The sequence below is a fragment of the Micromonospora sp. SYSU B005 genome (assembly GCF_055362685.1).
Genome location: NZ_JAXCFU010000023.1, coordinates 1 through 25,454, shown reverse-complemented (window position 1 = coordinate 25,454; position 25,454 = coordinate 1). Strand labels below are relative to the sequence as shown.

The following is a 25,454-nucleotide window of genomic DNA, read 5'->3' as shown; positions in this document are numbered from 1 at the left end:
CGCCGACACGTCACGCGATGCACGTTAACCGGTCGGGTCGGCAGGCGAGCGGTCAACGCCCCGTATGGGCCGGCCGTTCCTGAAGAGAAAGCCGGTCAGCCGACGACGCGCCGGCGGGTGGCGATGAGTTGGCGCAGCCGCTCGGTGCGGGCCCGCTGCGGTCGCTGGCGCTGCTGTACCGCACGGGCACCGGCCAACTCGGCGAGGAGTTGCAGGCGACGGCGGCTCCGATCGGGGTCGAGCCGCGGCGGTGTGGTCCAGGCCATACCGCGAGCGTGGACCGTCCTCAGGCGTACGTCAAGGTGGCCTTCGCTACGCAGCGAAACCGGCACCGAAGGTCACCAGAGCGGCCAGTCTCCGGTCTGCGCCCAGCGCATCGCGACGATCGCGGCGGCGATGCTCCAACCACCGGCGGTGACGATCGCGACGCCCGTCGCCACTCCCCGGTCGCCGTGACGGACCAGCACCGCGGCGGCCACCCACGCCAGGCCGCCGGCCAGCAACGTCCACCAGGCGTATCCGGCCACGCCGCCGCCGAGCAGCCCGAACAACAGCAACCAGGCGAACGCGACGAGCGCGCCGGCTGCGACGCCGGCGCCGGTGATCGGGTACGGCTCGCGGTAGCTGGGCCGCATCGACGTGCTCGACGGGAACAGCCCGGAGGGCGTACGCGGTGGCGGGAACGCCCCCGGACCGGTCCCCTCGGGTCCGCCGTGCCATCCGTGCGTCACCGCCGCCCCCTTCCCGGATCACCCGTCCCGCGTTCGGCATTCGGTACCTACGGTAGTGGTCTGTCAGGATGACCGGATGCGCTCGCCATCGATCGGACGCCGGACGCGGCCGGCGTACCCGGTCCTGCTGCTCGTCGCGGCGCTCGCCGCCGGGGGGTGCGCCGCCTCCACCGGGCGCGCCGACAGGTGGCAGGAACCGAGCCCGGTGGCGACCGCCGCGCAGCCCGCCGATCCGGCCCCGCCGTCGGCCGCTGCCTCCTCGTCCGCGCCGTCGCCGGCGCGCGCCGACGTGAAGCGGGTCTTCCCGGTACGGGCCGGCAACGTCGACTACCACCCGACGCACGGCGGCTACCCGGGCACCGACGTGTTCGCCGACTGCGGGGAACCGGTGGTGGCGGTCACCGACGGCGTGGTGCTGGAGGTGAGCCGCGTCGACAGGTTCGACAAGCGCGGACCGCTGGGCCCGAACAACGGCGGGCTCTCCGTCGCGCTGCTCGGCGACGACGGGGTGCGCTACTACGGCTCGCACCTGAGCGCGATCGCCGCCGGTGTCGACGCCGGGGTACGCGTGCGGGCCGGGCAGCAGCTCGGGAAGGTGGGCCGTACGGGCAACGCCAACAACGTCTGCCACCTGCACTTCGGGCTCTCCCCGAAGTGCACGGGCGCTGACGACTGGTGGATCCGCCGGGGCGTGGTGTGGCCGGCGCCGTACCTGAACTCGTGGCGCAAGGGCGGCAACCGCTCGCCGGCCGCCGAGGTCACCGCCTGGCAGCGCAAGCACGGCTGTCCGGCCGCGCCCGGCCGGTAGGCGCGCGGCGGCTGACCGGCTCGCGGTGCGGGGTCACCCGGCGGGCGGCGAATGCGCGTAGGTTCCAGGACATGACTGCCCGGGATCCCATCGCCGACCTGCGCCGGATCGCGTTCCTGCTGGAACGGGCCAACGAGGCCACGTACCGGGTCCGGGCGTTCCGGTCGGCGGCGAAGACGCTCGGCGCACTGCCTGCCGCCGAGGTGGCCGAGCGGGCCCGCACCGGCAAGCTGACCGAGCTGTCCGGCGTCGGTGACGTGACCGCCCGCTGCGTGGCCGAGTCGCTGGCCGGCGAGGAGCCGGTCTACCTGCGCCGGTTGCTGGCGACGGAGGGCACCGACCTGGACGAGGCGGCGGCGAAGCTGCGGGACGCGCTGCGCGGCGACTGCCACACCCACTCGGACTGGTCCGACGGTGGCTCACCGATCGAGGAGATGGCGCTGGCCGCGGTCGAGCTGGGTCACGAATACCTCGTGCTCACCGACCACTCGCCCCGGCTGACTGTGGCCCGCGGCCTGACCGCGGAGCGGCTGCGCAAGCAGCTCGACCACGTCGCCGCCGTCAACGAGGCGCTGCCGAAGGGCTTCCGGATCCTCACCGGCATCGAGGTGGACATCCTCGCCGACGGCTCACTCGACCAGGACGAGAAGCTGCTGGCCCGCCTGGACGTGGTGGTCGGCTCGGTGCACAGCGGCCTGAACGACGACCGGGCGAAGATGACGCGCCGGATGCTGACCGCGATCGCGAACCCGCACCTGGACATCCTCGGCCACTGCACCGGCCGGATGGTCTCCTCCCGGCCCGCCGGGGTGACCGGGCCCGGCGACAAGGGGCACCGGGCGCGTACCCGCAAGGAGAGCGAGTTCGACGCGGACGCCGTCTTCGCCGCCTGCGCGGAGCACGACGTGGCCGTCGAGATCAACTCCCGGCCGGAGCGGCAGGACCCGCCGAAGCGGCTGATCCGCCTCGCGCTGGAGGCCGGGTGCCGGTTCGCCATCGACACCGACGCGCACGCACCAGGCCAGCTCGACTGGCAGCGGTTCGGCTGCGAGCGGGCCGCGCTCTGCGGCGTACCGGCGAAGCGGGTGGTGAACACCTGGACGGCCGACCGTCTGGTGAAGTGGACGGCCGGCCGCGGCTGACGCGTCAGCCCTAGGTGACGGGTTCGGCCGCGCGGGCGGCGGGCGCCAGCGCGTCCGGGCGTGGCCGGCACCGCCCGAACAGGCCCTGGGCGACCGCGACGCCGACGAGCACCACGAACGCGCCGACCGGCTGGTGCCAGTTCATCCGCTCGCCCAGCACCACCGCGCCGACGAGCACCGCGAACACCGGGATCAGGTAGGTCACTGTGGACGCCGTGCTGGCCCCGGCCAGCCGGATGTTGCGCATGTTGATGACGAAGGCGAGCCCGGTGCCGAGCGCACCGAGCGCCAGCACGCTCGCCGCCACGCGCGGGGAGAGGCCGATCGGTGACTGCGGCGTGCCGACGAACGGCGCGACCAGCGCGAGCTGCGCGGTCGCCACCAGCAGCTGCGCCGCCGACAGCGACAGACCGGAGTACGCGCTGCCCGCGACGAACCTCTTCTGGTACGGAATGGCCAGCCCGTAGCAGGCCGCCGCGCCGAAGCACATGAGCTGGCCGACGAAGTGGGCGCCACCGACGCCCTCCCAGACGCCGAGCACCACCAGCACACCGACGAAGCCCAGCCCCAGCCCGACCGCACGCCGGGCGGTCAGCCGCTCGGTGCGGAACACCAGCACCGCCAGCGGCAGCACGATCAGTGGCGTGGTGGCGTTCCAGATGCCGGCGAGCATCGACTCGACCCGCTGCTCGCCGTAGCCGAACAGGGTGAACGGCACCGCCACGCCGAACGCGGCCACCACGAGCATGTGCGCCCAGACCCGGGGCTCGCGGGGCAGCCGGTCGCGCAGCACGGCGAGCACCACGAGCAGCGTCAGCGCGCCGGTGGCCACCCGGTAGAGGGTGAGGTGCACGGGGTGCAGCTCGGCCACGCCGACCTTGATGAACAGGAAGCTGGAACCCCAGATGGCGGCGAGTGCGACGAACCCGGGCAGCCAGCTGCGTACCGGGGCCCGGTCAGGAGTGATCTCGACGGTCACCCATGACACTCTGCCGCAGAGGTACGACGAAGTCGCGCGGTATTCCGGATGCGGGGTCACGTAGGGTCGCCTCGTGGGACGAATCGATGACCTCGCCAACCGGTACGTGGCCGAGTGGGCCCCGCTGAGCCCGACCGGCGCCACCTACGTCGGCATCAACGGCTACGACGACCAGCTCGACGACCTGTCGCCCGAGGGTTACGCGGCCCGCGCCGACCTGGCCCGCCGCACGCTCGGCGAACTCGACGTGACCGAACCGGAGACCGAGGCGGAGCGGACCGCCCAGGAGGCCATGCAGGAGCGCCTCGGCCTGGAGCTGGCCCGCTACGACGCGGGCGAGACCGGCAGCGAGGTCAACGTGATCTCCAGCGGGCTGCACGAGATCCGGATGGTCTTCGACCTCATGCCGACCGACGGCGAACAGGCCCGGGCGAACGTGGCCGCCCGGCTCAACCGCTTCGCGTCCGCGCTGGACGGCTACAAGCGGACGCTGCGCGAGGCCGCCGCCGCGGGACGGGTCAGCTCGCGGGTGCAGCTCGTCGAGGTCGCCAAGCAGTGCGACGTGTGGGTCGACCCGGAGGGCGACAACTTCTTCCACGGGCTGGTCGAGCGGATCGACGCCGACGGCGCGCTCGGCGCGGAGCTGCGCAAGGGCGCCGCCGCCGCGACCGCCGCCACCGCCGAGTTCGGGCAGTTCCTGCGCACCGAGCTGGCCCCGGTGGGCCGGGAGAAGCAGGCCGCCGGGCGGGAGCGCTACGAGCTGGCCTCGCAGTACTTCCTCGGCGCGACCGTCGATCTGGACGAGACGTACGCCTGGGGTTTCGCGGAGCTGGCCCGGCTGGAGGCCGACATGCGGACGGTGTCCGCGCGCATCGCCGGGCCTGGCGCGTCGATCGACGACGCGGTACGCGCGCTCGACGCCGACCCGGCGCGGACGGTACGCGGCAAGGAGGCGTTCCGGGACTGGATGCAGGCGCTCGCCGACAGGGCGATCACCGAGCTGAACGGCACCCACTTCGACATCCCGGAGCAGGTACGCCGGATCGAGTGCTGCCTCGCGCCGACGAGCGACGGCGCGATCTACTACACCGGCCCGAGCGAGGACTTCTCCCGGCCGGGACGGATGTGGTGGGCGGTGCCGCAGGGCATCACCGACTTCTCCACCTGGCGCGAGGTGACCACCGTCTACCACGAGGGCGTGCCGGGTCACCACCTCCAGGTCGCCCAGACCGCCGTCCGGGCCGACCTGCTCAACCGCTGGCAGCGGCTGCTGTGCTGGGTCTCCGGGCACGGCGAGGGCTGGGCGCTCTACTCGGAGCGGCTGATGGACGAGCTGGGCTACCTCGACGACCCGGGTGACCGGCTGGGCATGCTCGACGGGCAGGCGCTGCGCGCGGCCCGGGTCATCGTGGACATCGGCATGCACCTGGAGCTGGAGATCCCGAAGGACAACCCGTTCGGCTTCCACCCGGGCGAGCGGTGGACGCCGGAACTGGGCTGGGAGTTCATGCGGGCGCACTGCCGGGTGCCGGACGAGAACCTGCGCTTCGAGCTGAACCGCTACCTAGGCTGGCCCGGGCAGGCCCCGTCGTACAAGGTGGGCGAGCGGATCTGGTTGCAGGCCCGGGAGGACGCGAAGGCCCGCAAGGGCGCCGACTTCGACCTCAAGGAGTTCCACCGCCAGGCGCTCGACCTGGGCTCGCTGGGGCTGGACCCGCTGCGCAAGGCGCTGGCCCGGCTGTGAGCCGGTGCCGGGTGCCGGCGGTGAGTCCCGCCGGCACCCGCACGCGTCAGGCGCCGAGCGTCAGGCGCAGCGTCGGCCGGCCGGTGAGCGTGTTGCTGGTGACGTACGCCAGGTCGATGACCGGGTCGGTGAACGTCACCGGGATGGGCAGCGTGACCGGCAGGCCGTCCGGGAACGGCAGGTCCGGGGTCAGCGTCAGTTTGATGCCGGCGAGCTTGCCGACGAACCGGGTGCAGTAGAACGCGACGTCGTCGCGGACGGTGAGGCGGTCGGTCGCGTACCGCTGGGTGCGACCGCTGGGACCGTCGGCGACCAGCAGGAAGTCGTCGGTCACCGCCTCCTTCATGCTGAACTTCAGCACCTTGAGCACGCCCTGCTCGGTCTGGAGGTCGGTGATCCCCTCGAACCGGAGCCCGGTCATGGTGACCTTGGAGCCGGTGAGCTTCGACGGCTGCTGGCCCACCTTCGGCAGGCTCGGGTCGGCGGCGATACGCGGCAGCGGCTTGCCCGGTTCCACATTGCCGGGCTTCGCCGGGTCCACCTTGCCCGGCTTGTCCGGCGCCGGGCACCCGGTCGACCCGGGACGGGCCGTCGGCTTGCTCGTCGGAGCCGCCGATCCGCTAGCGGTCGGCGTGGGCGAGGGCGTCTCGCTCTTCTTGCTGCTGCCCTTGAACAGGTCACCGATCCCCTCGAAGAAGTCGGTGATGATGTTGCCCGCCCGCGTCGGGCTCGCGCTCGGCGACGGGGTGGGCGTCGCCGTGGGCGCGCTCGCGCCGGGTGTCGGCGTGGCGGGCTTCGACGGGCAGGCACTGGCGGCGGGCTTGCTCGGGGCGGCCTGCACCGCGCGCGGCTGCACGGCGAGGCCGGCGGTGGCGAGGCCGAGCACCACGAGGACGATGCCGAAGGCGCGCGGGTCCGCCGAACGGCCCGCCCACTCCGGCGGCCCGCCGTCGGATCCGGCCGCCTGCCCGTTCACCGACTGCCGAGGGACCGGCCGCTCCCCGCCCGGCCGCTCGGCAGTCGGCTGCTCGACGGCCGGCCGTACGCCGGCCGGCACCTCGACGGTCGGCCGCTCGTCCGCGGGTTGCGTGTCCACGGGCTGCGCGTCCACGACGGTGTCGGCCTCGGCGTCCGCGGCGGTGCCGGGTTCGTCGTCCGCCTCGGTGTCGGGTTCGTCGGCGGCCGGACCGGCGGGACCAGCCGGAGGGGTCGGCACCCAGGCGAACGCGAGCGCGCTGCCCACGATGCCGAGCAGCAGGCCGAGGAAGAAGCCGCCGAGGTTGAGCCCGATCAGGGAGTAGACGGCGGTGATCGCCGCGACGATCGAGTAGAACAGCCGCTGCGGCGGGCTGAGCCAGAGCAGCACCCCGCAGGTCACCAGGATGCCCGGGATCAGCAGCGAGAGCAGGCCGGTGGCGCCGCTGCTGAAGCTCAGGCCGTTGAGGGTCAACCGGGTGGAGGCGAGCATCTCCACCCCGGCCAGGATGATCAACAGGCCACCCCAGAACGGCCGGCTCCGCTGCCAGCGGCGGAAGGTCCGCCATGCCCGGGCCGCGGTGCCGGGCCGGGCGTGGGACGGGTCGACGGTTGTCACGTACTCCTCCTGGCGGAGCGGGGACGGGGACGGTCGGGCGGGCCCGCGGTGGTCGGCCACCGCGGGCCGTGCTCAGCTCAGAAGCACTCCTTGCCCTTGGCGTCGTCGCCCACGTTGACCTTGAGCCGCAGCCCGACCAGGTTGAACGTCGAGGAGGTGGTGTAGCGGGAGACCTGCTTCAGGTCACGGATGGTCACCCGGTCGGAGTTCTGGCCGAACGAGCCGCGCTGCGCCGTCGGGTTGAGGTCGCTGGCGTCGCGTCCGATCTTGATGTTGGTGAAGGTCGCGTTGCCCTCGAGCGAGTCCATCGCGATCACGAGGTCCTTGGCGCGGGCGGGCTCCTTGCCCTCGCCGGCGTTGATGGTGAGCACCACCGGCAGGCCGGGCAGGTCGGCGCGGACGGACTGGCAGAGCTTGTACAGCTCGGCGCTGCTGATCTCGGCCATCGCGACCGGGCGGGTCGCGCCGGCCTTGCCGTCCTCGCCCTTTTCGCGGACGATGCCGCCGTACTGCTTGAAGCCCTCACCCTCCAGGCGGTCGGCGCCGATCTTGAACGTCTGCCCGGACACGGTGATGTCGGAGGCGATGGCGCCGGTCGACATGCCGAACAGGATGGCACCGGCGGCGGCCGTGGTGGGCACGATCATGGCGGCGAACCGCCGCCACCGGGTACGACCCTGGTTGTCGAGCCGATTCTGCACGGGTTCCTCCTCGAACGAATGTGCGCGGCGGCCGGTGGGGAACCGGCGGCCCGCGCCGGGCCCGTCCTCTGTTACCGACGGGTAACGATCGAGCCTGATCGTGCACCCGATGCGGTGCAGCTCACAACCCCCCGATTACCCGGCGGTAACACCGGGGTGAGACGGGGACGTGACCACGCGTCACGAAATCCCAGGCCAGGGGCGGCCCGGAGGGCGAAATGTCGCGGCAAACCGGGCATAGATGACGGTGAGCGCGACGGAAAGTCACCGGATATCTTGCCGTTACAATCGAGTAACGAATGTAAAGTAGGTTCGCCCGCATGGGAGATCTTCACGACGGAGGGGTGGACCGCGATGCGGCCCACCCCTCCGTCGTGCTTACGGCTCACCGGTCAGCGGCGCTCCACCTCACCGGCACCCGAACGCTGGGCCGGCACCGACGGATCGTCGGACCGCCAGTTCGTCGACGCCGGCGGGATCTCGTCGTCGAGCGGGCCACCCACGGGCTCCTGGTCGACGCGGGTGGGCGTCGGGTCGGAGGTCGGCGCGTCCGCGCGGTGCCGGGCGTTGCCGTCGCCCTTGGGCCGGGTCACCAGCCACACGCCCGCGATCAGTGCGATCAGGCCGAGCACGCCGGCGATGATCGGGCCCCAGACACTGATCATGCCGATCTTGAAACGGTTGTCCTTCACCGTCTCGACGCTGCGGCTGATCGTGTCGTCGTTGTAGTTGAAGTCCGCGTCCAGCAGCACGGTCGGGGCGCCGGTGTCCGGACGCAGCTCCTTGTACTGCTGCTCGCGCACCTTGATGTAGGCGCCGGTCACCGGGTCGACCCAGAGCGTACGGGTGTTGCTGTAGACGACCTGGCCGCTGGTCGCGGTCGGGGCGAACTTGCCCAGCAGCGTCTTGACGCTGTCCGCCGGGGTGTTCAGCGGCTCGTTCTCGATCCGCTGCTCGAAGCGGTACGTCTCGACGCCCTTGATCTTCTCGGTGCCGGTGAACCGCGCCGGGAACGTCTTCTTCAGGTCGCGGTCGAACACCTGGTAGTCACGCTTGCCGGTGCCGAACGGGAACTTGTAGATCTGGCCCGAGTAGCGCACGTTGCCGACCGGGGTCTGCTCCGCGCCGGACTCGTTGAGCCACTGCTCGTCCCACGGCGCCGCTGCGCCGGAGATCCGGTAGAGCGCCAGCTCGGTGCTGTACTGGCTGATCACATCCTGGTTGTCGCTGCGCTTGACCGTCTGGAAGACGTTCCAGATGACCGCGTCGCCCTTCAGCTCCTTGGGCACGCGGTCCTTGGTGTCCTCCGGCTGCGGGATGACCTCGATGCTTGATACGAGATCGGCCTGCGGCACCTCGATGCTCACCGCGCCGGCTTCGGACTTGATCTGTAGGAACTTCGCGCCCTTCGCCTCCGCGACGGACGTCGTTGGTTCCAGGTCATAGGGCAGCTTGGTCACGGCGGGGGCCACGTAGAACGGCAGCCCGGCCGCGAAGACCAGCAACAAGACACCTAGCCCGAAGAGCGCGGCGCCCACGCGAAGCTTCACTCATCCTCCTGTAACCTGCCGCCCTGCGGTCTGTCGTCCGGGGCACCCGATCCTTAGCATTGGCGGGAGGTTACTCCCCAGTCACCTGCAAAAGCGACCCCCTGGATGTCCAGATGTCCACAGCCACCACGCCAACAATCCCGGAGCCATCGGTAACGGGCCGTCTTCCCGCCCTCGACGCGCTGCGAGCGATCGGCGCGGTGGCGGTCGTCGGTCACCACGTCGGCTTCCAGACCGCCGTCACCATGAACACCACGTGGGGCGGCTGGTTGGCGCGCCTGGACGTGGGCGTGGCGATCTTCTTCGTGCTCTCCGGCTTCCTGCTGTTCCGCCCGTGGGCGCTCGGCGTCGCGACCGGACGGCCCCGGCCCCGCACCAAGCGCTACTTCTGGCGCCGGGCGCTGCGGATCCTGCCCGCGTACTGGTTGGCGGTGGTGGTCTGTTTCGTCGTCCTGCCCGGCAACCACCCGGTGTCGGCCGGTGACTGGCTGCGCCACCTCACGCTCACCCAGATCTACGAAGCCGGGCAGCTCGGGCACGGGCTCAGCCAGACCTGGAGCCTCGCCACCGAGGTCGTCTTCTACCTGCTCCTGCCACTGCTCGCCGTGCTCGCCGTGGGCCGGACGTGGCGTCCCGTCCGCACCGTCCTGCTCGCCTCGTCCGGGGCGCTGCTGACCCTCGCGTGGGTCGCCATGATGGGTGCCGGCTGGCTCGACGGCGCGCTGCACACGATGTGGTTCCCGTCGTACGGCGCCTGGTTCGGCGGCGGCATGGCGCTGGCCGCGGCGCACGTGGCCCTGCGTACCGGCACCGCGCCGGCCGCCTTCCGGGTGCTCGACGACCTCGCCTCGGCGCCGCTCGCCTGCTGGGGCGCGGCGATCGCGGTGATGGCGATCGCGACGACGCCGATCGCCGGCCCGCGTGACCTGACCAGCCCGACCGCCACCGAGTTCGGCACCAAGCTGGCGCTCTACCTCCTGATCGCCGTCCTGATCACGGTCCCGGTGGCGTTCGGCGGCCCGACCCGGGCGAAGGAGGTCTTCAGCACCGGGCCGGCGCGGTGGATGGGCCACGTGTCGTACGGGCTGTTCCTGTGGCACCCGCTGGTCATCGAGCTGATCTACCTGCTCGAGGACCGGCCGCTGTTCACCGGCGACTTCGTCGACGTCTTCGCCCTGACCATGATCTTCGGGCTGATGTACGCGGCGGCCAGCTACTACGGCGTCGAGCGCCCGCTCCAGATGCTCGGCACGCAGCGCCGCCGCCGGCCGACCGGACGCGGACCGGCGCCGGAGACACCGGCCGCCACCACGCCGGACGTCGCGGCGCCCGCCTGAGGGTAACCGACCGAACACCGATCGTCGTACCGCGACGCCCGGCGGCTCAACGCCGCCACTCGGAGCATTGCCGGGCGCAAGCCCCAGCCCTTAATGTGACGCGCACCGCTAAATTACTTGAGAGTAGGGTTCGCGTGGAGCGTCGCTTCGGCATGCCCGGACACGTGCTGTTCCTCAACTGGCGAGACACTCGCAACCCCGAGGGCGGCGGTTCCGAGGTGTACGTGGAACGGATCGCCGCCGAGCTGGTGGCGCGCGGGTTCCGCGCCACCCTGTTCTGCGCCGCGCACCGCGAGGCTCCCGCCGACGAGGTGAACGACGAGGGCATCCGGTTCGTCCGGCGCGGTGGCCGGCACACCGTCTACCTGTGGGCCGCGCTCTGCTACCTGGCCGGGGCGTTCGGCCTCGGCCCGCTCGCCGCGCGCCGGGGCGGCCGGCCGGACATCCTCGTCGACGTCTGCAACGGCCTGCCGTTCCTCTCCCCGCTCTGGGCCCGGCGCCCGGTGGTCAAGCTGATCCACCACGTGCACCGCGAGCAGTGGCCGGTGGTCCTGCCGCAGTGGGCCGCCCGGTTCGGCTGGTGGGTCGAGTCGTCGCTTGCGGTACGCGTCTACCGGCGCTGCCGGTACGTCACCGTGTCCGAGGCGACCCGGCGCGAACTCGCCACCCTCGGCGTACCACCGGAGCAGGTCTCGGTGGTCTACAACGGCACGCCGGAGCTGCCCCGCACCGACGCCGAGCGCGCCCCGTTCCCCCTGCTCGTGACGCTGAACCGGCTGGTGCCGCACAAGCGGGTGGAGGTGGCGCTGCGTGCGGTCGCGGCGCTCGCCGACGAGCTGCCCCAGCTCCGGCTGGTGGTCGCCGGGCAGGGCTGGTGGGAGTCGCACCTGCGCGAGGTCGCCGACGAGCTGGACATCGCCGACCGGGTGGACTTCCGGGGCTTCGTGACGGAGGAGGAGAAGGCCGCGCTGCTCGCCTCGGCCTGGGTCGCCCTGACGCCGTCACTGAAGGAGGGCTGGGGGCTGACGATCGTGGAGGCCGGCGCGGCGGGTACGCCGACGGTGGCGTTCCGGGAGGCGGGCGGCGTCGCGGAGGCGGTGGTCGACGGGCGTACCGGCCTGCTGGCCGACGACATCGACGACTACCTGGCGAAGGTGCGCGCGCTGCTGCACGACGACGAGATGCGTCAGGAGATGGGCGCCCAGGCCCGGCGGCACGCGGCGAACTTCACCTGGCCGGTGGCGGGGGAACGCTTCGCGACCCTGCTGGAGACTGCGGACTCGCCCCGCCCGGTCCAGCGGCGGGGCGACCCGTCCTACCTGTTGCCGTAGACCTCGGGGGCGTACGGGTCCTGCTTCCCGGCCCGCTTGGCCGCCTCCGTGGCGTTGCGCGCCTCGGTCGCGGCCTCCTCGGCCGTGGCGGTCGCGGCGGCCGAGAGCCCGCCGAGGGCCAGGACCCCGAGCAACGCCGCCACCAGGCCGGACACGACAAGGGTCAAAGCTCTACGCATGCCATTCCTCCGATGGTGAGACGTGCGAGCGGACGTTACCACGCAGTAGCTCGCCGGCGTAGGGTCGAAAAGGCGGCAGCCATGACCGCCAGAACGGCAGTTCCGCACGCCAGCACGACCAGCCAGCGGCTCGCTCCGGTCCGCGGCGGCGAACCCGAGGCGGCCGGGTTCCGGTAGAGGCTCAGCGACTCCCCCTCGTACCGGAGGTCGAGACCGGTCAGAACGGCCGGGTCCACTGTGCTCGGCGTACCGTGCTGCACCACCACCCAGCCCACCCCGGTGGCCGAGACGGGCCGCCCCTCGGCGAGCACCCGGCGCACCTCGCGCAGGCGCGGATTCTCCCCGGCCACCGCGACGTCGTCGACCACCAGCGTGTCGTCGGTGAGCACGGTTCCCGGCAGATAGCGGGGCGCCGGGTCGAGCACCACCCGCCCCGGGTTCCACGGATAGGCCCGGTAGGTGGTCAGCGGCAGGGCGAGCACCTCCCCCGGGTCGTCGGGCAGGCGCTCGGCGACCGCCCGCCAGTCCGCCGGGTAGCGCACCGGGCTGATCCGGCCGGCGCCGCCGAACGCCAGGTCCGGCATCGCGGCCACCGGCAGGAGCAGCAGCCCGGCCAGCACGATCCCGCCGACCTCCCGGTCGATCCGGGCCACCAGCCGCTCGGCGCCCAGCGCCGCGCACACCACCAGCACGAGGGCGTACGGCGCGAGGAACTTCTGCCCGTCGCGGAGCAGTCCCACGCCCGGCACGTGCGCCACCGCCCAGCTCAGCGCCGCGTTCCCGCCGGGCAGCACGGCGAGGGCGGCCAGCAGGTACCCGCCGCCGGCCAGCACACCCAGCCGTACCGCCGCGCCCGCCGGCAGCCGGCGCCGCAGCAGGCCCGCGCCGACCAGGGCCAGGACCACGAGCACCACAGTCGCCAGCGGGGCCAGCGTGGCGGACCGGCTGGACGGGGTGGCCTGCACGTTCCAGATGCCGCCGGTGCCCGCGAGCGCCACCAGCGGGCCGGCCCAGTTCTCGGCGCGCGCCGCGAACGCCGCCACACCCGCCGGGTCGGACGTGCCGCCCGCGCCGGTGACCAGGGCCGCCACGATCCACGGGGCGTTCAGCAGCGCGACACCGCCCACCGCGACCGCCGACAGGCGGAGCCGGGCCCGGTCCGCCGCCAGCACCAGCACCGTCGCCAGCGCGATCAGGCCGCCGGTCGGGGTGATCGCGGCGGGCGCGGCGAGCAGCACCACCCGGGCGAGCGCGCCGTCGCGGCCCGCCCGCAGGTCCAGCGCCGCCCGCACCAGCCACGGCAGTGCGGCGTACGCCAGCAGCAGCCCCCACTGCCCGATCAGCAGCCGCTCGGCCAGGTACGGCGTCCACGCGTACGCCACGGCGGCCACGAGTTGCACCGCACGCCGCTGCGTCGGCACCAGCCGTCCGGCGCCCACGGCGGCGAACAGGACCGCACCGGCCAGCGCCACCCGCTGCACCACCCAGCCCGGCACCAGCTGGGTCACCAGCGAGACCAGCGCGTCCATCGGCACCGCCCGGGGCAGGCTCTGCGCCGGGGCCACCAGATCCCAGCTCAGCGGCTGCCGGGGGACGAACACCATGTCGTACCGCAGCGCGTAGCCCGGCGCCACCAGCGGCGCCAGGATCAACGCGGTGACGACGACCGCCACGAGGTACAGCGGCAGCGTCTCCCGCCACCGCCGGAGCGCGGGGCCGCCGGCCTCGGCGGGACGTCCGGTCATTACGGCTTCGGCACCGCCCGGCCGATGGTGATCAGGTTGGTGCACAGCCGGACGCCCGGCGTGTTCACGGTCAGCTCGACGGCCGAGCCGGCGCCCTCGAGCATGAAGAACACGTCGTTCAGCCCTTCCTTCAGCGTGATCTCGCGGGTGGCGTCGCCGAGCTTGAACACCGCCGTCGAGTCACCGGAGCTGACGTAGCCGAAGTGCACCACGTACGGCCACTCCACCAGGTAGCCGTCCATCGGGATCCGGGCGGTCCGGCCGCCCTCGGCCAGGTGCCCGCAGCCCTCCACGGTGCCGGGCGCGACCTTGCGCCCCTCGACCACCACCGGACGGATCCGGCCGTTCTCGTCGAACGTCGACGGCTTCTCACTCATCGTCACGAACGTCGGCCGGCGCTCGGCCGGACGGAAGAAGTGGGACTGGAGGTTGTCCGGCCAGAAGTACCCGGCCACCACCCGGTCCGGCACGGTCGTGTCGAAGAAGACGGTGCCCGGCGGCGCGGCGGCCAGCTCGGCCTGCGTCGTGGCCAGGTAGTCCCGGCCGTGTTTGGTGCTCCAGTTGTCACCGAACCGCGCGGTGCTCCACAGCGTGCCCACGCCGATGGTGGCCAGCAGCACCACCATCGAGACCAGGCCGACGGCGAAGGCGCCCGGCTCCCGCAGCACAGTCGGCAGCGGCCACGCGGAGACGTCGTCCTCGTCGTGGTCCTTCATCCCGAGCAGCGCCACCCCGACGCAGATCGCGGCCACCAGCACCACGTCCGCGACGTAGCGGGGCACGACGCCGACCAGCGGGCCGAGCGGCCCGCCGAGGCGGGTCACCGCGAACAGCGCGGCCACCAGACCGAGGTAGCAGGCGAGCAGCAGCCAGGCCCGCCCGGCGGACGGCCGCCGCCGCACGGTGACCACGATCAGCGCCGCGAGCACCGCCCAGGACAGCCACTTCGCGATGTCGTACGGGTCGGACAGCGGCGGCCCGTCACCGGCGTACGTCCAGCGCCACGGCCCGCCGAGCAGACCCGGCACCACCGTGTCGCCGATCAGGTCGCCGAGGAACGAGAAGACCTGCCCGACCGAGGTGGGCTCGTCCAGCCCCCGGGCCGGGCGGGTCAGGTAGTACGCCAGGTACGCACCGGACAGCACGGTGAGCATCAGCCACGCCGGCCAGAACCGCACGACAGTGGTCACCAGGCTGCGCCACGCGCGGCCCTTGGTGAACAGGAACGCGGTCAGCAGGAACAGCAGCGGCACGATCAGCAGCGCCTTGGTGTCGAAGAGCAGGCCGAACACCAGCCAGAACGCGACCAGGACGAGGTGCCGCTTCCGGCCGGTGCGCACGTACCGGACCTGGGCCGCCACCGCGAGGACCAGGGCGAGCTGCGGCGGCAGCACGAGCAGCCCGACCAGCCACAGCGACGACACCTCGAGCGTCAGCGGGCTGAACAGGAACAGGCTCAGCGGGACCAGCAGCCCCCAGCCGGGCCGCAGCAGGTCACGCAGCAGCCGGTAGAGGGCGATCCCCACCGCCGCCTGCCCGGCCGCCAGCAGCAGGATCCACGGCCAGCCGGCGAAACCGGCCGCCCGGACCATCAGCCACGCGACCGCCAGCCCGGCCGGCATGAGGTGGTTGTTGAACGTGCCCAGCAGGTAGTCCGGGTCCAGGCGGGTGTCGAGCACCTGCGCGGCGATGACGAACTCGTCCTGTGAGAACCAGCCACGGGCGGCCAGCCCGGCGCGCGACGCGACGGACACGATGATGAGGGCGATCGCGACCGCGCGGACGCGGTCGGCGGCGATCCAGCGACCGATCGGTCCGGGTCCGTCGTCCTCCGCGCCGACGGCTGCCGGATGCGTCTCGGCCGCTGCTTGTGGCATTGACATGGTCGGCAGCCTGCCACACGCTTACACGCCGTGGGGACGGCCGTTCTCCTGATAACGCCTCGCCGCGCCCCCAGGTCGCCACTGCGCGTCCGGTCCGGATAACGTCGCGCGACACGCGTCATGTTGCAGGTGCGCGTACGGCCGGCGGAGACGGGAGCCGAAAATGCGTGCGGACGGGACGACAACGTCGCCGACGGGGACGGACACCCCCGCCCGGGAGACCGGCCGTGCCCGGCAGACGGCGCGGCGGTTCCGGCACCTGACGATCTGCCTCGCGCTCACCGCACTCGCCTTCCAGCAGGCACCCGGGCAGGTCGTACCGGACACGAAGGTCGACCTGAACGTCAATCCGGCGGGGTGGCTGCTGCGCTCGCTGCACCTGTGGGATCCCACCGGCACGTTCGGCCAGCTCCAGAACCAGGCGTACGGATATCTCTGGCCGATGGGCCCGTTCTTCCTGCTCGGGACGGAACTGGGGATCGCGCCGTGGATCGTCCAGCGGCTCTGGTGGGCGCTGCTGTTCTGCGTCGCGTACCTCGGTGTGGTGCGGCTGGCCGGCCGGCTCGGCATCGGCAGCCCCGCCGGGCGGATGATCGCCGGTGTCGCGTTCGCGCTGTCCCCGCGCATCCTGACCCAGCTCGGCTGGTCGTCGGTGGAGTCCTGGCCCAGCGCCGTCGCGCCGTGGGTGCTCATCCCGCTCGTGGGACTCGCCCGGGGTGCCCGGCTGCGCCGTGCGGTCGCCGGGTCGGCGGTCGCCGTCGCCTGCGCGGGCGGCGTCAACGCCACAGCCGTCGCGGCGGTGGTGCCGCTCGCCCTGCTCTGGCTCGCCACGCTCCGGCCGCTGCGCCGCCGCGTCACCGCCCTCGCGGCCTGGTGCGGCGCGGTCGCCCTTGCCACCGCGTGGTGGCTGATCCCGCTGCTGGTCCTCGGCCGGTACAGCCCGCCGTTCCTGGACTACATCGAGACCGCCCGCAACACCACCAGTGTCACCGACGCGGTGACGACGCTGCGCGGCGCCTCCTACTGGGTCGCGTACCTGGCGTCCCCGTTCGGCGCGAACATCCCGGCCGGCGCCCGGCTGGCGAACGACACGCTGCTCGTGGTGGCCACCCTGGCGGTGGCCGCGCTCGGAGTGCTCGGCCTGTCCCGGCGCGGCATGCCGCACCGCCGGTTCCTCATCACCGGTCTGCTGGCCGGCGTCGCGCTCGTCGGGCTCGGGCACACCGGCGACCTGCCGAACATCCTCGCCGGGCCGCAGCAGCAGTTCCTCGACGGCATCGGCGCCCCGCTGCGCAACGTGCACAAGTTCGACGTGCTGCTCCGCCTGCCGCTGGCGCTCGGCCTGGCGCACCTGGTCAGCCTCGCCGTACGCGCCGCCCGGACCGCGCCCGAGCAGCGTCGTGGCCGCGCCACGGCCCGGGCCTGGCTCACCGCCGGCACAGCGATGGTCGCGGTCGCGGGCGTCGCCTCGCCGGCGCTCGCCGGTGGCCTCGCCACCCCGGGAGCGGTCAAGGACGTGCCGGGCTACTGGCACGAGGCCACCGACTGGCTGGACGCGAACACCGGACGCGGACGCGTGCTCGTCGTCCCCGGCGCGCGCTTCCCCGCGTACGACTGGGGCAGCACCACCGACGAGATCGCCCAGCCGCTGCTGGACAGCCGGTGGGCGGTCCGCAACGCCATCCCGTTCACCCCGCCCGCCACGATCCGGCTGCTCGACGCGATCGAGTCGACGCTCGCCACCGGCGCCGGTTCGACCGGCCTGGCCGACCTGCTCGCCCGCTCCGGGATCAGCCACGTCCTGTTCCGCGCCGACCTCGACCACGGCCGCTCGGACACGGCCCGCCCGGCGGTCGTCCGGCAGGCGCTGGAACGCTCGCCCGGCCTGACCCGCGTGGTGTCCTTCGGCCCGGTACGCGGCGGCTCCGACACCCCTGACGAGTTCCGCGACCAGGGCCTGGACGTACCCGGACGGGCACTCGAGGTGTACCGGGTGGACCGGCCCGTCGAGCCGGTGGTCGCGTACGACCGCGACGACGTGACCACAGTCGTCGGCGGTCCCGAGTCGCTGCTCGACCTGGCCGCCTCGGGCCGGCTCGGCGCCGCGCCCACGGTCCTGGCCGGCGACGTGAAGGCCGGCGAGACCACCGGGCCGGTCGTGCTGACCGACGGGCTGCGCCGGCGCGACGTCTCGTTCGGCCGGCTGCGCGACAACTCCTCCCAGACGCTCACCGCCGACGACACCTTCGCGGTGTCCGCGCCCGCGCACGACTACCTGCCCGACTGGGGGCCGGAGTGGTCGACTGTCGCGCGCTTCGAGGGCATCAGCGGGATCCGCGCCTCGTCCGCCCGCTCCCAGATCGACGCCGCCGGCGGCGCCCGGCCCGAGTACCAGCCGTACGCGGCGATGGACGGGAACACCGCCACGTCCTGGCGGTCGGCGCCGCACTCGGAAAGCGACAGGCAGTGGATCGAGGTGAACCTGGCGAACCCGACCCGGGTCACCCGGGTGGAGGTGTGGTTCGACCTGAAGGCCGACGCCCTGCCCACCACGGTCACCGTGACCGCCGGGTACGAGAGTCGCACCGTCGAGCAGTTCGGTGACCACATGGTCTTCGAGCTGCCCGGCGTGCACGCCACCCGCAAGGTCGAGGTCTCCGTCGACGCCGCGTTCGACCTGCGCCCGTTCGGCGACAAGTCGGTCGGCATCACCGAGATCAAGATCCCCGGTGTCCAGACCGGCCGGACGCTCCAACTGCCCGCCGCCCCCGCCACCGACCAGCCCGCCGGCGTGGTCGTGTCGGCGGCCCCGTCCACGCCCGCCTGCTTCACCGTCGACGGCCGCCCGCGCTGCTCCACCGACGCGATCCGCGGCTCGGAGGACGCCTCCGCCATCGACCGCACCTTCACGCTGCCGGTCGCCGGGACGTACGACGCGAAGCTGTGGGCGCGGCCGACCCCCGGCCCGGAGCTGAACGCGGCCCTGGACAAGCTGGTCGCCGACGCCCAGCCGTTGCGCCTCGCGCCGCAGGTCACCGCGTCCTCGACGGCGGTGCCCGACCCGGCCGGCCGGCCCGGCGCGGTCCTCGACGGGGACCCGGCCACGAGCTGGTCACCGGCGCTGAACGACGAGGCCCCGATCCTGCGCCTCACCTGGCTCGAACCGCAGGTCATCAGCAAGATCCGGTTCACCGTCGAGGAGGAGACCGCCGCCACCCGGCTCGGCAGCGTCCGGGTGGTCGGCAACGACGGGTTCCGCAGCAACCTGCTCACCAACGACGGTTTGCTCACGCTCGACCCGCCGATGCGGACCGACTCGATCACCATCCAGTTCCTCGACAAACCGTCCGCCACCAGCACCGACCCGTACGGCCTGCGTCTGCCCGAGCCGCTGCCCATCGCTGTCGGCGAGGTGACGGTGCTGCCCCTCGGGACCACTGTCGCACCCCGCCCGGAGACGCCGCTGAAGCTGGCCTGCGGCTCCGGCCCGACGCTTCAGATCGGCTCGTCCCGGATCACCACCACGCTCACCGGTACCGTCCGCGACCTGCTGGAACTGCGCGAGATGCCGGTCGCCGCCTGCGGCCGGACCACGCCCGAGCAGCTCGACCTGGGCAGCGGCGAGCACCGCCTCGTCACCACCGCGAGCACGCTCGCCACCGCCACCCGCGTCGCGCTGACGCCACGGACCCCGACGCCCGCCGCGGCGGCCACCGCCGGCGACATCGAGGTGGGTTCCTGGTCGGCCACCGAGCGGCGGGTACGGGTGTCCGAGCACCCCGTCGACCGGGTGCTCGCGGTCCGGGAGAACACAAACACCGGCTGGCAGGCGACCATCGGCGGCACGACGCTCACCCCGCTCGTGGTGGACGGCTGGCAGCAGGGCTGGATCCTCCCCGCCGGTGTCTCCGGGGACGTGGTGCTGCGCTTCACGCCGGACACCCCGTACCGGATGGGTCTGCTGCTCGGCGGCGTCCTGCTGGCGGTGGTGGTCCTGCTCGCGGTGCTGCCCGACCGCCGGCCCGCCGGGGATCGCGCGGTCGTCGTCGCACCGGCGGCCCGGCGACGGCTCACCCGCTCGCTGCCGCTGCTGGCAGTCGGCGCCGCCGCGCTCGTGCTCCACAGCGGTCTCATCGGTGCCCTGCTGGTCGCGGCGGGCTTCATGCTCGCCGTACCCGGGCCGCGCCGCCTGCCCTGGACCGGTGACCCCCGGCGGGTCAGGAGAATCGCCCGGGCCGTCGAGACGTGGCTCCCCGGCGCGCTCGTGGTGCTCGCCGGATGGATCTACCTGGAATCGGCCGACCGGCACACCGACGCACTGCCGCAACTCGTGACTGTCGCCGCGCTGGGCGCGCTCTGGCTCTCCACGACCGCCCGCCGACGGCCGGTACGCCGGATCAGCCCGGCCTCGGCGGCAGCCGTGACCGTGCCGGCTCCCCGGGTGCCGGAGCCGGCCGGACAGCCGACGCCCGTCCCCGCCCTCGCCGGGGCCGTCGCGGCTCCCACCGCCCACATCGACCCGGGCGCGGGTCCTGATCGAGCGCCGGACCGCGACGCCGAGCCGGAGCCGGACCGGGATGCGGATCCGGACGGTCGTGCCGAGCGCGACTCGGACGGGCGGCCGGGGCCGGACGCCGCTCCGGGGCCGGACGGCGGTCCGGCATCCCGCGTCTCGGAGATCACGTGAGCGAGGGCCGGCCGGGCCCCGAGCCGGCGGGCGGCCGGAGGACCGGGCTGGGTGCGGCGGGCGTCGCCGTCACGCTCGCCGGGGTCCTGGTGAACGGCCTGGCCTACCTGGTGCCGGTGCTCGCCGCCCGGAAGCTCGACGCGGACGACCTCGGCGCGCTCGCCACCGCCCTCGGCCTGGTCGCCATCGCCGGTGTGCCGGGGCTCGGCCTGCAACTCGCGGTCGCGGTGCACCACGCCCGGCACGGCCCGTCCGACACCCGGCGGCTCACCGTGCTGACCGCCGCCCTCTGCGCGGGGGCGCTGCTGCTGGCGACGCCGGTGCTGGTCGCCGCGCTGGACCTGCCGACTGTGGTACCGGCGCTGCTGGCGGTCACCACCGCCTCGGTGGTGCTCTCGTCGCGTTCGCTCGGCGAACTGCAGGGCGGTCAGCGCTTCCTGCGGCTCGCCACCGCGATGGCGCTGCTGGCCGCCGCCCGCTACGGCGGGGTGATCGTGGGGCTGCTGCTCGGCGCGGGCCTGACCGGCGCACTCGGGGTCGGTGCGCTCACCGCCGCGCTGGCGCCACCGGTGCTGGCCTGGCTCACCGGTACGCCCCGGCGTTCCTCGGCCGCCCCGCGCCTGACCGTCGCCCTGGTGACCGCCGGATGCGGCGCGACGCTGGCGATGCTCGTCGTCTCCTACGCCGACCTGCTGCTGGCCCGGCAACTGCTGCCGCCCTCGGGCTCCGGGGCGTACTCGGTGGGGACGGTCCTGACCAAGGGCGCGCTCTGGGCGCCGCAGGTCGCCGCCGTTCTGGCGCTGCCGCGCCTGGCCCGCGGGGACCGCCGCAGCCGCACCGTCGCGCTCGCGGTGACCGGTGCGTGCGGTCTGGTCCTGGTGGGCGCGTCGGCTGTCGCCGGCGGGCTGGCCTTCCAGCTCGTCGGCGGACCCGACTACACGGCGCTCGGCCGGTACGCGCCGCTGTTCGCCGCCGTCGGCGCGCTCTACGCGGTGACGTTCGTGCTGCTCAACGACCGCCTCGCCGGAGGCGTCAGGTGGGCGGCGGCGCCACTGTGGTTCGGCACCGCCGCGCTGGTGACCGTCGCCGTGATCGTGCGCCCGCGTACCGTCGGCGGTCTCGTCGCCGCGGCCCTCGCCACCGCCGTGGTCACGACACTGCTGATGGCCGTGCCGGCGCGTCGGCGGACAGCCAGTCACCCAGCAACAGGTGATCGATCGAGTCCACCCGGCCCAGCGACCGACCGGACGCGATCCGCTCCCGCAGCTCCGCCCGGCTGAACCAGCGCGCCTCCAGCAGCTCCACGCCGTCGACGCGGACGTGCTCGGAGGTGGCGACGGCCCGGAACGCCACCATCAGACCGGCCGGGAACGGCCACGCCTGCGACCCCTGGTAGGTCACGTCGGTGACTGTCACCCCCGCCTCCTCCGCCAGCTCCCGGCGGACCGCGTCCTCCAGGCTCTCACCGACCTCGACGAACCCGGCGAGCGTCGAATAGGCCCCCTCGGCCGCGCCCGCGTGCCGGGCCAGCAGGCAGCGCCCCGGCGGGCCGGGCGCCTCGACGAGCACGATGACGGCCGGCTCGATCCGGGGGAACAGCAGCCGCCCGCACTCCGCGTCCGCGCAGGTCCGGACGTGCCCGCCACCACCGGCCACCGCCGCCGCCCCGCACGCGCCGCAGTACCGCTGCTGCCGGTGCCACGACAGCAACCCCCGGGCGTACGCCTGAACGGCCGCACCGGCCGGGTCGAGCCGGCCGGCCAGCGCCCGCAGGTCGACGGCACGCGTCGCGGCGGCCGCCTCCACGGCGGCCCGCTCGCCCAGCGCGGACAGGTCCGCGGCGAACACGGCGGCGTCCCCGTCGAGCCCGAGGAAGACGGTCTCGCCCGCGGCGGCCCGGACGGCCGACGCGCGCTCCCCGGTGAGCCGGACCGGGCCGTCCCCGTCGGCCAGGCAGCGGTCCCGCCACAGCGGCAGCACCACGCTCGCCGGATCGGTCAGCCGCTCGGCCAGCCAGTCCGCGTCCGTGCGCCGCGCCGCCGCCCGGTCCAGCCATCCGCCGCCGTACGCCGGCACCCGATCCTGTGTCCGCACCAGCTCACCGTGCCACGATCCGCACCGCGGCACGGCCCCGAAACGGGTGATCGGTGCGACACCGGCGGTCACCCGACACGACCGCCGGGCCGGACCCTCCCGGCGGGCCCGAGCGTTGGTTACCGTAGGTGTCTCCCGCGGGGGAAGCGGTCCCCGCGTGTACTTCCGATCGAGGTTGCAGTGACGATGTACGGCGAGAAGATGCCGGCTGCCGACGACCGTCCCACCATCAAGGTGGCGGCGGTGAGCTGGCCCGGCGTCGAGATGGAGCCGGTCGCCACACCACCCGGAGGCGGCGCGGCCAAGCCCACACGCTCGCGACGGGCCCGGCTGCTGCTGGCCGGGGGGATCGTCGCGGCCGTGCTCGCCGGCGGTGTCGGCCTGGGCGCCTACGCGTACGCCGGCGACGTGCCCCGCGGCACCACGGTGCTCGGCACCGAGCTGGGCGGGCGGAGCAAGGCGGAGGCGGCCCAGGCGCTCCGCGCCGAGCTGGAACGCCGGGCCGACACGCTCAACGCCCCGCTCGCTGTCACAGTCGGTGAGAACAAGGCCGAGCTGAACCCGTCCGAGGTGGGGCTCACCATCGACGTGGACGCCACGGTGGCGGCCGCCGCCGAGGCCGACGCGCACGCGGTGAGCCGGCTCGTCGGCTCCCGGGCGGTCGAGCCGGTGGTCACCGTCGACCAGGCCAAGCTGGGCGCGGCCCTCCGCAAGGTGATGGGCACGCAGGGTCGCGAGATGACCATGCCGGCGATCATCTGGACCGGTACCACACCGAAGCCGGTCTACCCGAAGCCGGCGCTGACGATCGACACCGACGGCGCCACCGCAGTGGTGAAGGCCGGGTGGCTGGCCGCCGAGCCGGTCACCGTGCCGCTCGTCGAGAAGTGGCCGGCGACCACCCGCGAGGAGGTGGACCGCCTCGTCGCCGAGCTGGCCCGGCCCGCGGTGGCCGCGCCGGTCACGCTCACCACCGACGGCGGCTCGGTCACCATCCCGCCCGCCGCCATCGCCCGCTCGCTGCGCTTCTCCGCCGACGACGCCGGCACGCTCACCCCGAAGGTCGACGTCAAGCGGCTGCGTACCGCGCTCGGGGACCAGCTGACCAAGCTCGAGGTCGAGCCGCGGGACGCCGGGCTGACCATCAGCGGCGGCAAGCCGAAGGTGCTGCCCAGCAAGGCCGGACGCCAGGTCGACGCCGCCGCGCTCGGCCCGGCGCTGCTCGCGGTGCTCCCGAAGACCGAGGGCCGTACGGTGACCGCCGAGCTGAAGCCGGCCGCCCCCGAGCTGACCGAGGCGGAGCTGGCGAAGCTCGGCATCAAGGAGCGGGTGTCGAGCTTCACCACCCACTTCACCGGCGGTCTCTCGTCGCCGCGCAGCCAGAACATCGTCCGCGCCGCGAAGGACGTGGACGGCGCGCTGGTGAAACCGGGTGAGACGTTCTCCCTGAACGGGCACACCGGCGAACGCGGCTACGACCAGGGCTACAAGGACGCGCCGACGATCGTCGGCGGCAAGCTGGTGCCGGGCGTCGGCGGTGGCGTCTCCCAGTTCACCACCACGCTGTTCAACGCCACCTACTACGCCGGGCTGGAGGACGTCGAGCACAAGCCGCACTCGTTCTACTTCAGCCGCTACCCGGCGGTGATCGAGTCGACCATCTACTGGCCGCAGCTCGACTTCAAGTTCCGCAACAACACGCCCTACGGCGTCCTGATCGACACGTCGTACACGTCCAGCTCGATCACCGTCTCGATCTGGAGCACCAAGATCTACGACAGCGTGAAGACCGAGTACGGCCCGCGCCGCAACATCACCCAGCCGAAGACGGTCTACCTGACGCCGGGGCCCAGCTGCATCGCCGCGACCGGCAGCGTCGGGTTCGCCCAGGACGCGTACCGGGTCATCAAGAAGGACGGCAAGGTGTTCAAGCGGGAGAAGTTCAGCTGGCGCTACGACGCCGAGCCACGCTTCATCTGCGCCCCGAAGCCGGGCGGCGGCGACGACTGATCCACCGAACGCCGAAAGGCCCCGCCGGACGCATCCGGCGGGGCCTCTTCCATGCTTGTCACGGCCGCGCCGCGGCCAGCCCTTCGCGTACGCCGTCGGCGTCCCGGTCGGTGCCGTAGACGGGCGTGTCCGGCTGCTGCCGCCAGCTCTCGTCCAGCGTGCCCGCGTCGACCGGGTCGAAGCCCAGCTCGTCCACGAGGCCCATCACGATCCGCTTGGCGTCCGCGTCGTCGCCGGCCACCGGCAGCGCGATCCGGCCCGCCGTACCCGCCGGCTTGCCCTCGTCCATCAGGTGCGCGGCCTGGATGTTGTTGAAGACCTTCACCACGCGGGCGCCCTTGAGGTGGTCGGCGGTCCAGCGGCTGGAGCTGAGGCTGCGGTCGAGCAGCTCGGCGATGTCGCCGTCCCGCTGGGGGTAGTAGTTGTTGGCGTCGACCACGAGCTTGCCGTCGAACAGCGCCGCGGGGAGCTGCGGCACCGCCTTCAGCGGGATCGCGATGACCACCAGCTCGGCGCCCTGCACGGCCTCCTCCACCGACACCGCCCGGGCGCCGGTCTCGGCGGCCAGGTCGGACAGGCTCTGTGGCCCGCGGGAGTTGGCCACCGCGACGTCGTGGCCGAGTGAACGCAGACGACGGGTGAGGGTGCCCCCGATGTGCCCCGACCCGATGATTCCGATCTCCATGCCCACTCCTGTACCCCGTGCGGTCGGACCCGATCACGGTCCCGGCGTACGGCACGTCACGTTTCGCGCCACCGAGCCGGCGGGCGGACGTGCGTCGACGTCCCGGCTCGACGGTACGAGACGGAGGCGGCCCGGCGTGGTGATTCCGGGGGAGAACGCAATTCAGGGCCACCCCGGTGGGGGTGGCCCTGAATTTGAAAGATTGTCCGGCGGTGTCCTACTCTCCCACACCCTCCCGAGTGCAGTACCATCGG

The 25,454-nt window shown here is 73.3% G+C and carries 17 protein-coding genes and 2 pseudogenes; 8 read left to right on the top strand and 11 right to left on the bottom strand.

From position 1 onward, the window contains the following. Positions 1-95 precede the first annotated feature (95 nt). Together SM452_RS28865 and SM452_RS28860 are read right to left on the bottom strand one after the other, a co-directional pair. Positions 96-266 carry a hypothetical protein gene (locus SM452_RS28865; RefSeq protein ID WP_018786529.1) on the bottom strand — a complete coding sequence of 57 codons (171 nt, stop codon included), beginning with the start codon at positions 264-266 and terminating at the stop codon, positions 96-98. A gap of 72 nt (positions 267-338) precedes the next feature. After that, complete coding sequence (locus SM452_RS28860; protein WP_262013486.1) at positions 339-635, bottom strand: hypothetical protein; 297 nt, start codon at positions 633-635, stop codon at positions 339-341. Between the two features lie 172 nt (positions 636-807). On the opposite strand from SM452_RS28860, the gene SM452_RS28855 reads away from it, so the two are divergent. Together SM452_RS28855 and SM452_RS28850 are read left to right on the top strand one after the other, a co-directional pair. Further along, positions 808-1,539, top strand: coding sequence for a M23 family metallopeptidase (locus SM452_RS28855; protein WP_355510890.1), 732 nt, complete (start codon positions 808-810; stop codon positions 1,537-1,539). A 71-nt stretch (positions 1,540-1,610) separates the two neighbouring features. After that, positions 1,611-2,681, top strand: a complete 1,071-nt coding sequence (locus tag SM452_RS28850; RefSeq protein WP_262013466.1) for a PHP domain-containing protein — start codon at positions 1,611-1,613, stop codon at positions 2,679-2,681. On the opposite strand, the pseudogene SM452_RS28845 reads toward SM452_RS28850, so the two are convergent. Further along, positions 2,564-3,660: pseudogene (locus SM452_RS28845) on the bottom strand (DMT family transporter); the annotation flags it as partial. The gene SM452_RS28850 and the pseudogene SM452_RS28845 overlap by 118 nt on opposite strands. Positions 3,661-3,733: 73 nt before the next feature. On the opposite strand from SM452_RS28845, the gene SM452_RS28840 reads away from it, so the two are divergent. Beyond that, positions 3,734-5,404, top strand: coding sequence for a DUF885 domain-containing protein (locus tag SM452_RS28840; protein WP_355510884.1), 1,671 nt, complete (start codon positions 3,734-3,736; stop codon positions 5,402-5,404). Positions 5,405-5,450: 46 nt separating this feature from the next. Here the strand turns inward: SM452_RS28840 and SM452_RS28835 are convergent, their stop codons facing one another. The 3 genes from SM452_RS28835 to pgfA form a co-directional block, all read right to left on the bottom strand. Continuing rightward, positions 5,451-6,998, bottom strand: a complete 1,548-nt coding sequence (locus SM452_RS28835) for a DUF6114 domain-containing protein (RefSeq protein ID WP_463841087.1) — start codon at positions 6,996-6,998, stop codon at positions 5,451-5,453. Between the two features lie 77 nt (positions 6,999-7,075). Further along, complete coding sequence (locus SM452_RS28830; RefSeq protein WP_194803292.1) at positions 7,076-7,699, bottom strand: DUF6230 family protein; 624 nt, start codon at positions 7,697-7,699, stop codon at positions 7,076-7,078. A 392-nt stretch (positions 7,700-8,091) separates the two neighbouring features. Continuing rightward, positions 8,092-9,249, bottom strand: coding sequence for a cell envelope lipid trafficking protein PgfA (gene pgfA / locus SM452_RS28825; RefSeq protein ID WP_120572659.1), 1,158 nt, complete (start codon positions 9,247-9,249; stop codon positions 8,092-8,094). 113 nt (positions 9,250-9,362) lie between these two features. On the opposite strand from pgfA, the gene SM452_RS28820 reads away from it, so the two are divergent. Then, positions 9,363-10,586, top strand: coding sequence for an acyltransferase family protein (locus tag SM452_RS28820; protein WP_463841086.1), 1,224 nt, complete (start codon positions 9,363-9,365; stop codon positions 10,584-10,586). A 152-nt stretch (positions 10,587-10,738) separates the two neighbouring features. After that, positions 10,739-11,917 (top strand): glycosyltransferase family 4 protein, encoded by a 1,179-nt coding sequence (locus SM452_RS28815; RefSeq protein WP_262013487.1) that lies wholly within the window; start codon positions 10,739-10,741, stop codon positions 11,915-11,917. Here SM452_RS28815 and SM452_RS28810 read toward each other — a convergent pair. From SM452_RS28810 to SM452_RS28800, 3 genes are read right to left on the bottom strand one after another with little or no spacing between them, the layout of a single operon-like run. Beyond that, the gene (locus tag SM452_RS28810) at positions 11,902-12,096 is read right to left on the bottom strand and encodes a hypothetical protein (RefSeq protein WP_091425994.1); all 195 of its coding nucleotides are present in this window, start codon (positions 12,094-12,096) and stop codon (positions 11,902-11,904) included. The genes SM452_RS28815 and SM452_RS28810 overlap by 16 nt on opposite strands. Before the next feature lie 35 nt (positions 12,097-12,131). Next, on the bottom strand, positions 12,132-13,841 hold the full coding sequence (locus tag SM452_RS28805; protein WP_463841085.1) for an MmpA family trehalose lipid delivery protein: 1,710 nt from the start codon (positions 13,839-13,841) through the stop codon (positions 12,132-12,134). Next, positions 13,841-15,718: a hypothetical protein gene (locus tag SM452_RS28800; RefSeq protein ID WP_463841098.1), complete on the bottom strand. Its 1,878-nt coding sequence runs from the start codon at positions 15,716-15,718 to the stop codon at positions 13,841-13,843. The genes SM452_RS28805 and SM452_RS28800 overlap by 1 nt, the downstream gene beginning before the upstream one ends. Before the next feature lie 169 nt (positions 15,719-15,887). On the opposite strand from SM452_RS28800, the gene SM452_RS28795 reads away from it, so the two are divergent. Further along, positions 15,888-20,411, top strand: a complete 4,524-nt coding sequence (locus SM452_RS28795) for an alpha-(1->3)-arabinofuranosyltransferase domain-containing protein (protein ID WP_463841084.1) — start codon at positions 15,888-15,890, stop codon at positions 20,409-20,411. Further along, positions 20,387-21,658, top strand: a pseudogene (locus tag SM452_RS28790) (polysaccharide biosynthesis protein); the annotation flags it as partial. The gene SM452_RS28795 and the pseudogene SM452_RS28790, both read left to right, overlap by 25 nt. On the opposite strand, the gene nudC reads toward SM452_RS28790, so the two are convergent. Next, complete coding sequence (gene nudC / locus SM452_RS28785; RefSeq protein WP_463841083.1) at positions 21,561-22,505, bottom strand: NAD(+) diphosphatase; 945 nt, start codon at positions 22,503-22,505, stop codon at positions 21,561-21,563. The pseudogene SM452_RS28790 and the gene nudC overlap by 98 nt on opposite strands. A gap of 186 nt (positions 22,506-22,691) precedes the next feature. On the opposite strand from nudC, the gene SM452_RS28780 reads away from it, so the two are divergent. After that, complete coding sequence (locus SM452_RS28780; RefSeq protein WP_355510975.1) at positions 22,692-24,515, top strand: VanW family protein; 1,824 nt, start codon at positions 22,692-22,694, stop codon at positions 24,513-24,515. 58 nt (positions 24,516-24,573) lie between these two features. On the opposite strand, the gene SM452_RS28775 is transcribed toward SM452_RS28780, so the two are convergent. Continuing rightward, positions 24,574-25,200, bottom strand: a complete 627-nt coding sequence (locus SM452_RS28775) for an NADPH-dependent F420 reductase (RefSeq protein ID WP_318336070.1) — start codon at positions 25,198-25,200, stop codon at positions 24,574-24,576. Positions 25,201-25,454 lie beyond the last annotated feature (254 nt).